Origin of the sequence: Paramaledivibacter caminithermalis DSM 15212 (assembly GCF_900142245.1) — a bacterium.
Lineage (GTDB): Bacteria > Bacillota > Clostridia > Peptostreptococcales > Caminicellaceae > Paramaledivibacter > Paramaledivibacter caminithermalis.
In genome coordinates, this window is record NZ_FRAG01000086.1 from 1 (window position 1) to 9,858 (window position 9,858).

Annotated in this window: 18 protein-coding genes; all 18 read left to right on the forward strand. The window is 31.7% G+C overall.

The genetic code is table 11. The features are described from left to right. Positions 1-440 (forward strand): zinc ribbon domain-containing protein (locus BUB36_RS17580; protein WP_207550853.1); only part of this gene is annotated, 440 nt, incomplete at its 5' end. Between the two features lie 277 nt (positions 441-717). Continuing rightward, positions 718-1,599 (forward strand): hypothetical protein, encoded by an 882-nt coding sequence (locus BUB36_RS20035; protein WP_073153312.1) that lies wholly within the window; start codon positions 718-720, stop codon positions 1,597-1,599. 19 nt (positions 1,600-1,618) lie between these two features. Next, entirely contained in the window at positions 1,619-2,152 is a 534-nt protein-coding gene (locus BUB36_RS17590; protein ID WP_073153315.1) for a hypothetical protein, read from the forward strand. 175 nt (positions 2,153-2,327) lie between these two features. Further along, positions 2,328-2,687 carry a hypothetical protein gene (locus BUB36_RS17595; RefSeq protein WP_073153318.1) on the forward strand — a complete coding sequence of 120 codons (360 nt, stop codon included), beginning with the start codon at positions 2,328-2,330 and terminating at the stop codon, positions 2,685-2,687. Between the two features lie 100 nt (positions 2,688-2,787). Then, positions 2,788-3,264 carry a hypothetical protein gene (locus tag BUB36_RS17600; RefSeq protein WP_073153321.1) on the forward strand — a complete coding sequence of 159 codons (477 nt, stop codon included), beginning with the start codon at positions 2,788-2,790 and terminating at the stop codon, positions 3,262-3,264. A gap of 182 nt (positions 3,265-3,446) precedes the next feature. Then, entirely contained in the window at positions 3,447-3,779 is a 333-nt protein-coding gene (locus BUB36_RS17605; RefSeq protein ID WP_073153324.1) for a type II toxin-antitoxin system HicB family antitoxin, read from the forward strand. Between the two features lie 522 nt (positions 3,780-4,301). Then, the gene (locus tag BUB36_RS17610; RefSeq protein WP_073153327.1) at positions 4,302-4,628 is read left to right on the forward strand and encodes an HTH domain-containing protein; all 327 of its coding nucleotides are present in this window, start codon (positions 4,302-4,304) and stop codon (positions 4,626-4,628) included. Between the two features lie 17 nt (positions 4,629-4,645). Then, a complete protein-coding gene (locus BUB36_RS17615) occupies positions 4,646-4,810 on the forward strand; it encodes a hypothetical protein (RefSeq protein ID WP_242655904.1) in 165 nt (54 codons plus the stop codon). Between the two features lie 95 nt (positions 4,811-4,905). Further along, positions 4,906-5,478, forward strand: a complete 573-nt coding sequence (locus tag BUB36_RS17620; protein WP_073153329.1) for a major tail protein — start codon at positions 4,906-4,908, stop codon at positions 5,476-5,478. A 256-nt stretch (positions 5,479-5,734) separates the two neighbouring features. Then, positions 5,735-6,484 carry a hypothetical protein gene (locus BUB36_RS17625; RefSeq protein WP_073153332.1) on the forward strand — a complete coding sequence of 250 codons (750 nt, stop codon included), beginning with the start codon at positions 5,735-5,737 and terminating at the stop codon, positions 6,482-6,484. A gap of 56 nt (positions 6,485-6,540) precedes the next feature. Beyond that, positions 6,541-6,864 carry a tail assembly chaperone gene (locus BUB36_RS17630; protein WP_073153335.1) on the forward strand — a complete coding sequence of 108 codons (324 nt, stop codon included), beginning with the start codon at positions 6,541-6,543 and terminating at the stop codon, positions 6,862-6,864. A gap of 47 nt (positions 6,865-6,911) precedes the next feature. Next, a complete protein-coding gene (locus BUB36_RS19875) occupies positions 6,912-7,058 on the forward strand; it encodes a hypothetical protein (protein ID WP_165613134.1) in 147 nt (48 codons plus the stop codon). 116 nt (positions 7,059-7,174) lie between these two features. Next, positions 7,175-8,074: a phage tail tape measure protein gene (locus BUB36_RS20440; RefSeq protein WP_084112123.1), complete on the forward strand. Its 900-nt coding sequence runs from the start codon at positions 7,175-7,177 to the stop codon at positions 8,072-8,074. Next, complete coding sequence (locus BUB36_RS20445; protein ID WP_131821346.1) at positions 8,049-8,624, forward strand: phage tail tape measure protein; 576 nt, start codon at positions 8,049-8,051, stop codon at positions 8,622-8,624. The genes BUB36_RS20440 and BUB36_RS20445 overlap by 26 nt, the downstream gene beginning before the upstream one ends. A gap of 75 nt (positions 8,625-8,699) precedes the next feature. Further along, positions 8,700-9,062 carry a phage tail protein gene (locus BUB36_RS19180; protein ID WP_084112125.1) on the forward strand — a complete coding sequence of 121 codons (363 nt, stop codon included), beginning with the start codon at positions 8,700-8,702 and terminating at the stop codon, positions 9,060-9,062. A gap of 15 nt (positions 9,063-9,077) precedes the next feature. Continuing rightward, entirely contained in the window at positions 9,078-9,374 is a 297-nt protein-coding gene (locus BUB36_RS19185) for a hypothetical protein (protein WP_084112126.1), read from the forward strand. A 17-nt stretch (positions 9,375-9,391) separates the two neighbouring features. After that, positions 9,392-9,523, forward strand: a complete 132-nt coding sequence (locus tag BUB36_RS20450; RefSeq protein ID WP_278247867.1) for a hypothetical protein — start codon at positions 9,392-9,394, stop codon at positions 9,521-9,523. Positions 9,524-9,666: 143 nt separating this feature from the next. Beyond that, on the forward strand, positions 9,667-9,858 hold a 192-nt coding region (gene tnpA, locus BUB36_RS17640), incomplete at its 3' end, for an IS200/IS605 family transposase (RefSeq protein ID WP_131821348.1).

A 9,858-nucleotide genomic window follows, 5' to 3' on the forward strand; every position in this document is an offset into this window, starting at 1 on the left:
AAAATCCCTTTGCAGGAAGAGTTATTTGTGGACACTGCGGAAGTGTTTTTGGCAGGAAAGTTTGGAATTCTAATGATGAGAGATTTAGAAGGATTGTGTGGAGATGCAATAATAAATATAAGGTGAAGGGAAAAAAGGGTTGTGAGAATAAGCATATAGATGATAAAGTTTTATATCAAGCCTTTGTAAATACCTTTAATGCAATCCTTGAAAGTAAGGATTACTTTATGGAGAAGTGGAAGGACGGACTTAAAAGTGAAAATGCTTTAGTAAAATATAAGTCAAAGCAGTTTATAGAAATTCTAGAAAATGCAAAGTCAATAGAAAAATTTGATATGGATTTATTCTTTAGTATTGCCCAGAAGATGACGGTGTTTGAGGGAGATAAGATAATAGTAAGTTTACTTGATGGAACAGAGGTTGAAGTTGTAATTGAATAAAGGATTTAAGATGAGCCAGTTAGAGTGATGTATGGTCACTTTGACTGGTTTTTATTTGAAACAAAAATATTCTGTCAATTTGTTTTGGAAAATATTTACAATGAAATTATTGACAAATTTGGAATGGGGGGGTAAAATAATTTTTGTAAACAAGCTTGTTTATGTTTTATAGTCACAGAGAGTTGTTTTAAATTAAAGTGTATTACAAATCTTTATTTTAAACTAAATTAAGGTTTTAGAGAGCAATTTAGAAGAAAAAGGAAGGAGTATATGATATATGAAAAAATTCAATAAAATTATGAGTTTAATTTTGATAATAACAATATTTTTAGGTACGGTAAATGTGTATGCATACTCAGAAAAATATCCAAATAGAATAACACAAACAATAGTAGATGAAAAACAGTTTGCCATTCAAGCGTATAAAAATTTAGATGATGAAGCAAAGAAAGTGTTTTTAAGTTATATTCAACATTTAGCTTTAGAAGGAGATTCTTCACTATTAGAATATCATATCAAATATGTCGATGAAGATTATGTAAACCAAACTACAACTTTAAAAAAAGAAGTAGATAGTAATACGAAAATGATGTATAATATGGCTGTAGCAAGCAATTCAAGTATAGCTAGTCAGTTAGCAGCATTAAACTTACCAGCTGCAGTTGAATATGGACTTCTTGCATTAGCATCTGCCTTAGGAGTACCAGTTGGTAATGTAGTAGATGTTGTAATTGGTTTAGGTTTAGCAGCAGTAATTGCTATATACTGGGATGATATAAAAGACGTTTGGAATGATATAGTAGATATCTTTGTAGACGAATTTGGTTCATTTGTAAAAGATGCATTTGAATTCTTAAAAGCTAAGGCTAATGGAATCGACTTTATTGAGCCTGGTGAAAAGCTTCCAAATCAAGGTAAAGTTTCTGATCCAGATTATACAGATGTTCCACCTGTAGATGCAGGAAAACAAGGTAAGCATGTACCTGGTCACAATAACAATGATTCTTCTAAATCACAGTGGCCAAGAGGTACTACTGTAAAACCAGATGGCAGTGTTAGAGTATATGACTTCCGTCGACCAATTGGTCCAAATGGTGAAACTAGAGTAAAGGTGCATAAAGATACGAAAGGAAATATTCACGGTTATCCTGTTGATTAATTTAAAGGAGTTTATACATATGGACAATATTAGTAATTCCATTAGAACTTTATACAGTGATTATGATTTCTCTTACTTGTTAAATAAGTATATAGATAAAAATTACTGGTTAAAACATATAAAAGAACATTTTAGCAAAGAAAACATAGAAAATTTAACAGATTTCAACTACTCTAAATCCTTTACTTATCATATTGATTTATCTAATTCAAATTTACGAATTGGTACCAAAGAATTTGAGTTGTATTTAAATAAAGGGCATCAATTATATCGATTAGAAGTTATGATTTCTTTGCTAGCACCGTATATTTCATATCACTTTTTTAAGTATTCATTAGAAAATGATTCTATAAATCTTCAAGGAAAAACTATACCTTTTGTTGATGAACATAAAATATATCTAGAAAAGATCCGGCTTTTTTCTAAGGCTAACAAGTTAAAAATCTTAACTGATGACTGTTTAAAGTCAAAGATAGAAGTACCATCATATAGTTCTTCAGCAAGTGTATATAAGCTATTATTTGAGAATAGTGAAATAGGTTTTCCGTATTAAAATATATGCTAGTAAATTAGTACTAATGTTTATTAATATTTAAGGTGGGGATTTGTAGTAATTTCCACCTTTTTCTTAGTGGAAATTATCACAATAATGTAGTAAAATGAACTATTAAAGCTTTTGAGTATTTTGAAAGTAGAATTAGATAATCTTATGAAAAGAGATGATGTACATGGAAAAGTATTATTGTCCTATATGTGGATATGAACTGAAAGAAGAGTTTAGTATTGGCATTATTTGCCCTTGTTGTGGAAATGAAAGTGGATTTGAAGATGATATTTTATTTGATGAATTAAAAGAATTTTCATCAAAAGATTTTAAAGTTGCTAAGGTAGATAAAGATGAATTGATAAGAAAAAGTATAGAGCCGATACCTATAAAAATAGCATATCGTCTGTTAAGAGCAAAGTGGATTAATAAAGGATGTAAATGGACATATAATTCTAAAAATGAAAGGCCAAAAGATTGGGGAATAGAGAAAGCTAAAGAACAGCTTAAAAATATTGGCGTAGACATTGATAATTATCTATAATAGAAGTAAGTAGAATAAAAGAAAACAGTTAATATGGCAACATATTAACTATTTTCTTTTATTCTTAATTACATGAAAATGGAAAGGTGTTAGGAAAGTAATGGAAAAAACATTAGAGTTTATTGAAATATTACAAAGTAGTAAATCTTATCATTATATTGATTTTTTACCCGAGAAAATCAGCAGTGATAGATATTTTGAATTGGAAGAATATCTTATGATAAATTACTTAGATGATTTTAGCCAAAAGATTTGTCGAATAATAATGAAAATGATTACATATTATGATGCTGAAATTTATTTAACAGAGTTTCCTGAAGAAAAGAGTAGATTTAAGTTTTATGAGTATGAATATAAAAATATTCGATCAAAATCGTTGCAAGAGATTCATAAAATAATTTCATATATCATAAAAAATGATATTTCATCAGTTCAAATAATCTTTCCCCAAAAAAATATTCTTGTTAGTATAGATGGTGGATTTTCTGTAACTATATATGGCAAGAATGATGGAGTATTAAAATTAGTTGAAAAACTTGTTAAGCAAGAGAATTTATTTCTAAAATCTGCTGTTTAGTTATTAATTGTAATAAACAATATATAAAAATAAATATACTATATTATAATAAGTCCAGTAGATAGCAAATTTATAGATTCTATTGGACTTTGAAATTTTAATATTTATTTTAATAAACGACAGAAAATTTTGTAAAATAAATAATATGATTAAAAACTATATTGTTGATTAGAGGAAATTTTATGAAAATAGGATATTATGCTATTTTTGATTACAATGAGTATGATGAAAAAGAAGAAGCTTATGGAATATCTATATCATTTCCAGATATACCTGAATGTATAAGCTGTGCTAGATCAGAAGAAGAAGGGCTTTTAATGGCTCAAGAAGCTTTAAAATTGAACACATTAACGATGCAAGTTTATGAGTTACCCAAAATGACTCCGTTAAAAGATATAAATTTAAAAGATAATGAAAAAGCTTTTTATATATCATACAATACTGAAGATATAGATTTGTCCGAATTTACCTTTTATGATGATGAGGGAAATGTCATATCTTTACAAAGAAAATAAAATATAAGAGGATTAGGCTTCACAAATTTTTATCTTATACTATTGATGTCACTAGACATCTAGATTATACGCCTCACATGGAAACATATGAGGTATTTTTTACTTAAAAAATAAATTTCAAATGCAGAGGGGGTAAAAGGGGTAAACCCCTTATTTTTCTGCGAAAATTTATCATCATTCTATCAAAACACATGTGGAGACGGTGGTGTTGATAGAGAAGAAATAGGTTGATATCAAAGGCTTTGAAGGTTTTAAACTAAATATTCATATGTGTTTTATGTTTTGTGATTTTACCAAGTGGCTGTTTTTATGCTGTAACAACCAGACATGAGGTGTCCGCTACAGCACCTATTTAATCTTCTAAACTATTAGTAGAAGCAAAGGTAGTGGTACTTCATTAATTCAACAGATGAAATATTTTTTTTTAAAAATTTATAAAAAATTTTTCAAATAAGAAATAAATCTTCCTATTTAACTTTTATTCTTAAATCACAGAGCAAAGGGAAAGGGGGTGAGAAAGCGATGGGGCCAAATGAAAGGCGAATGGAAATCATAGAAGTTTTATGCAAAAGGCGACAAGATACGATGGCTAACTTAGCCTTTGAGTTTGGTGTTAGTATCAGAACTATTAAAAAGGATATTGATATCCTATCGCTTTCTTACTCCATAGAAACAATTCGAGATCGTTATGGCGGAGGGGTAAAAGTAGCAGATGGTTATTATCTTAACAGGAAGTACCTGAAGCATAAACAGCAGGAATTACTGGAACGACTTAGGAGGAGCCTATCTAGTAATGACCTTGCTGTGATAAACAGCATCCTCAAGGACTTTGCTCTAAATTACTCATAGGAAAGGAGGTGTAGATTATGAATGACATACATTTTGCATTAGCAGAAGAACTAGAAAAGCTAGCAGCTGTATATCGTGCCAAGAGTCAAATAAAAACAGATGAGATAAGTATTCAAGATATAAATTTTGTACTGTCTGAAAAAATGAAAAAAGGCAAGATATCAGCAATTAAAGCACTATAAAAAAAATATGGTGCAGAGAAGCTCATAGAAGTTAAACCAGAAGATTATGTAACTATTTTTGAAGATGCTAAAAGATTATAGAGGAGGAAGGTTAGATGGCAAGACAAATAGGACTTAGAAATATTCATATAGCAATATTAACAAAAGATGACCATACAGGAGCAACCTATGATACTCAATCAAAGCTTGAAAGAGCAATCAGTGCTAAACTAACGCCTAAAATGAGTTCAGAGAATATCTACTCTGACGATACAGTAGAAGATGTGATTACAGCATTTGAGGGGGTTGATGTAGAAATAGAAGCAAATCAGCTTTCACTTGAGAGTAGAGCAAAGCTTCAAGGATCAAAGGTAGTAAAGGGAGTACTTATAGAAAGTAAGGAAGACATTCCACCTACATTAGCACTAGGATTTAAATCAAAGAAAAATAATGGGAAGTATCGCTATGTTTGGCTTTTAAAAGGGAAGTTTGAACTGGCATCAGATGAGTATGATACCGAAGCAGAAAGGCCACAACCTAAAAGTGCAAAACTAAAGGGGACTTTCTTTGAAAGGGATTATGACGGAAACTATAGGTTCATTGCTGATGAGGATCAGACAGGTGTCGATCAGACAATTATTACTTCATGGTTTACAGCTGTGCCAGATGAGCCAGTTGAAGGAGTATAAATTTATTGAGTTTTCATATATATTGTGATATAAAATAATTATAGTATGAGTTATTTATTAACAAAAAAGACCAGCTATTAAATGTCAAGTAGGAAAATTGAATAAAACATTATAATTAAACAACTAAAAATTGGCATGACAAAAAGAGGTTATTAATTTTAATAACCCGAAGGGTAATTATTCTTTTTAACTAAGTCATTGGAGTATATTCTTTATTATCACGTATTACAGCATAAATAATATAGGTGGTGAGGGATTGATAAGAGACAAAGAGATTATTGAAAAAGTTGAATATTTGAGAAGTTTATATTTAAGACTAAATTCTCATTTATATTCAAGATACCCAAATTGTACAATAGGTGAGGCTTCAAGTATAGAAGCCAAAAGCTATGGTAGGAATCAGAAGGAGAGACCAGCAATTGCAATTATTGAAGTAGTTTTATCGATTAATAGGAAATATGTTACTCATGTGGAGCCTCATATAAAAAGAATAGAAAAAACAAGGTTATCTACTTTTAATGAATTGGAATATATAGTAAATAGATTATCTATGAAAGAATTTTTTAGTTTTTGGGGACCACATGATACTAGAAAATATCAAATAGTGAAAGATTTACTAGAAGCAATAAACGTGTTAAAAGATAAATATAAAATTAATGATGACTATTTAGTTATGAACAAATGGGCATTAGAAGTAAATATTGATAAATATGAGAAGGACATTATTGGAAGAATAAAGAATGTAGGGCTTGCAACTTTTCAGCATTTAAGAATGAATTTTGGCATTAATACAGTTAAACCAGATAGACAAGTTAAAAATGTTTTAGAAAGGGAATTTGGATTCAAAGGGAATGACAAAAAAGCTATTATAGCAGTTGAAGCAATATCAAAAATAAGTGGCTATTCACCTATTGAATTAGATCAAATATTTGTTAATTATGGTTCAGGATATTATGAAACTAAAAAAGAAGAGAAAAAAATAAGTTTTGCTTGTAGAAATAAATAATAATATTATATTTAAATGACTTGCTAATGCGAGTCTTTTTTTAGGAGGTGAACATAGTGAAAGCATCAGAATTTAAAAATAAAGGAATAAAATTTAGCTTAGGTGACAAGGAATATGAGCTTAAATTTAATATGAATACCTTCTGTGAACTAGAGGAAGTTTACGGCGATATAAATAAAGCCTTTGATGATCTACAGAATATGAAGATAAAAGCCATAAGAGCATTAATATATGCAGCTATTAAAGTTGAAGATGAAACAGCTACTCTTAAGGGGGTTGGAGAACTTTTAGAAGTAAATGACCTTGAGAGAATTGGAACAGCTATTAATGAAGCTTTAAGCACAGCAATGCCTGAGGCTGAAGAAAATATGGGGGAATAGATAGCCACACTGGTTCTAATTCATGGGACTGGGAGTGGCTTTTTTACTTGGGAACAAACCTTCTTAAGATGACAGAAGAACAGTTCTGGGAGAGTACTCCTAAAAAGCTACAGGCTCTTTTTAAAGTTTATAAGAAAGTCAATGGAATAGAAGATGAAGAAGAATTTGATACCATAGATAACATTCTCTTCTAAGGAGGAGGTGAGGGGTAGAAATGGCAAGAAGTAGAGGTAGTTCAGTAGTTGCAAGGATTGGATTAGACGATAAGGGATTTTAAGAGGGTGTTACTAAAATCCAAAGAAGCCTAAAGGTGATAAGAAGTGAATTTGCTGCAGCCAGTTCAAAACTTGGAGATTTCGGAAAGTCTACAGAAGGATTGAAGTTAAAATCAGAGAGTTTAAATAAGCAAATGGAGCTTCAAAAGGCTAAAGTAGCAGCCCTTACAAGAAGCTATAATGAGAGTGTTGAGAAAAAAGGTGCAGATGCTAAAGCTACGGAGAATTTTAGAATTAGACTTAATTATGCCATCGCAGACATGAACAAGATGGAAAATGAGCTTAATGAAGTAAATAGGGAAATAGAGATTCAAAGTAGTGGGTTTACGAAGCTTGGCAAAAGCCTTGAAGGCATTGGTAGCAAAATGAAAAACATAGGAGATGGATTTTCAAGTGTAGGCAAAAAACTATCTATATCTGTAACGGCTCCTATTGTTGCTGCTGGAACAGGACTTGTAAAGCTTGCTAATGATTTTGAAACAGCTCATAATACCATTCGTATTGGTACTGGGGCAACTGGTGAAGCCTTAAAGGGACTAGAAGAAGATTTTAAATCTGTGTACACTTCATTTAATACAAGTATGGAAGATGCCAGTACAGTGGTTGCTGACCTTAATACAAAAACAGGTCTATCTGGCAAGTCCCTACAACAATTATCATTACAAATGTTAAAGCTTGCCAGAATCACTGGAGAAGATATGAATACCCTTATCCCTGCAGCAACTAGGATGTTTCAAGATGCTGGTATTGGGGCAGAAGAGTATGGAGATGCCTTAGACTATACCTTTAAAGTCAGTCAAAGTACAGGTATCGGAGTAGGGAAATTACAGCAGCTTATGACACAGTTTTGTGGACCATTAAGACAGATGGGATTTGATTGGAAGACTTCAGCAGCTATGCTTGGCAAATTTGAAAAAGGAAGGGGTAAATATTGAACTTGTACTTGGTTCAATTAGGATTGCTCTTGGAAAAATGGCTAAGGAAGGTATAAGTGAACCCAATAAGGCACTTTCAGAAATGATTACCCGCATTAAAGAAGCAGGTACTGCTGGTGAAGCCAATGCCATGGCACTTGAAATGTTTGGCGTAAGGGCAGGCCCAGATATGGCAGCAGCTATTAGAGAAGGGAGACTTGACCTTGATGAACTTATAGAAAGTATAAAGACAAGTCCTGAAACAATAGAAAAAGCAGCTAAGGATACGGAAACAGTAGCAGATAAGTTTGCAGTACTCAAAAATGAAATGATGGTTTCTTTAGAACCATTAGGAAAGAAACTTTTAGAATCAATAGAAGGTGCAATGCCAGCCATTCAAAAACTAATACAAGGTATAACGGGTATCATTGAGAAGTTTAATGCCCTTTCTTCAGCACAGCAGAATATGATTTTAAAACTTGCTCTTGTTGCAGCAACCATTGGACCAGTATTAACGGTGGTAGGAAAATTAGTATCCGTAGGGGGAACTCTTTTTTCTACCTTTGGGTAAATTGGGGCTGCTCTTGGTGTAGCAGGTGGAGCAAGTGAGGCTTTAGGTGCTGCTTTTACAGCTTTCATAGGTCCAGTGGGAATTATTATAGGAGCTATAGCAGGCCTTACTGCAGTATTTGTGGTGCTATATAAGAATAACGAAGAATTTAGAAATGTAGTAAATAAAACATGGAATGAAGTAAAGATCATAATAGGAACAATTATTGATGCTTTGAAAGGATTATTTGAAGCATTTATAGATTTTTCCATGGGAGTTTGGAGTAAATATGGAGATGATATTGTAGCTGTTATATTTTCAGCCTTTAATATAATAGCAAACATTGTAAAGACTACTTTAAATGTGATTAAAGATGTAATCAAAATTGTAACCAGTCTTATAAAAGGAGATTGGCAAGGGGTATGGGAAGGAATAAAGAGTCTTACAAAGAATCTTTGAGATGGAATAAAAACGGTGATCACTAATGTCTGGAGAGGAATCAAAACTGCTATTGAAACCCCTATTATTGCAGCGAAGAATACTGTGAAAAATGCTATTGATTCTATTTACAGATTCTTTGCTAATTTAAGAATCCCTGAAATTAAAATTCCTAAAATTAAATTACCTCATTTTAAATTAAAAGGAGACTTTAGTCTAAATCACCCAGTGTACCAAGGTTTAGTGTCAATTGGTATGCGAAGGGTGGTATTTTCAATAGACCAAGTATCATTGGAGTTGGTGAAGCAGGAACAGAAGCAGTTCTTCCAATAGATAGGTTAGATGATATTTTGGCAAAGGCACTTCAAAAATTACAAGGAGGAGGTTCAAATACTGGAATAACTCTTCATATAGAGAATTTTATAAACAACACAGATAAAGACATAGAACAGCTTGCCTATGAACTTGAATTTTATAGATAAAGAGTGGCAATGGGAAGGGGTGGAGTATAATGTTAAGCTTTAATTTCCATGTGCCAGGTTTAAATCCCCCGACTTTCAGTCGGGTAGCTTTAGCAAACAGCGAAGCTGCATGATAGTGGTATAATAGTGTTGGGGTGATAAAAATGGTAGAATACAGAAGAAGTAGTCATACAATATATGACATAAAATATCATGTAATATGGGTAACAAAATATAGATATAAAATGTTAAGAGGAAAAATAGCAGAAAGATTGAGAGATTTGATAAGGCAAGGATGTGAAGCAAGAAAAATAACAATAGTACAAGGTAGCGTAGGAAAAGATCATGTACATTTG

Coding starts and splice junctions, on each gene's coding strand:
- BUB36_RS20035 (WP_073153312.1), top strand. CDS start 718: ATGAAAAAATTCAATAAAATTATGAGTTTAATTTTGATAATAACAATA.
- BUB36_RS17590 (WP_073153315.1), top strand. CDS start 1,619: ATGGACAATATTAGTAATTCCATTAGAACTTTATACAGTGATTATGAT.
- BUB36_RS17595 (WP_073153318.1), top strand. CDS start 2,328: ATGGAAAAGTATTATTGTCCTATATGTGGATATGAACTGAAAGAAGAG.
- BUB36_RS17600 (WP_073153321.1), top strand. CDS start 2,788: ATGGAAAAAACATTAGAGTTTATTGAAATATTACAAAGTAGTAAATCT.
- BUB36_RS17605 (WP_073153324.1), top strand. CDS start 3,447: ATGAAAATAGGATATTATGCTATTTTTGATTACAATGAGTATGATGAA.
- BUB36_RS17610 (WP_073153327.1), top strand. CDS start 4,302: ATGGGGCCAAATGAAAGGCGAATGGAAATCATAGAAGTTTTATGCAAA.
- BUB36_RS17615 (WP_242655904.1), top strand. CDS start 4,646: ATGAATGACATACATTTTGCATTAGCAGAAGAACTAGAAAAGCTAGCA.
- BUB36_RS17620 (WP_073153329.1), top strand. CDS start 4,906: ATGGCAAGACAAATAGGACTTAGAAATATTCATATAGCAATATTAACA.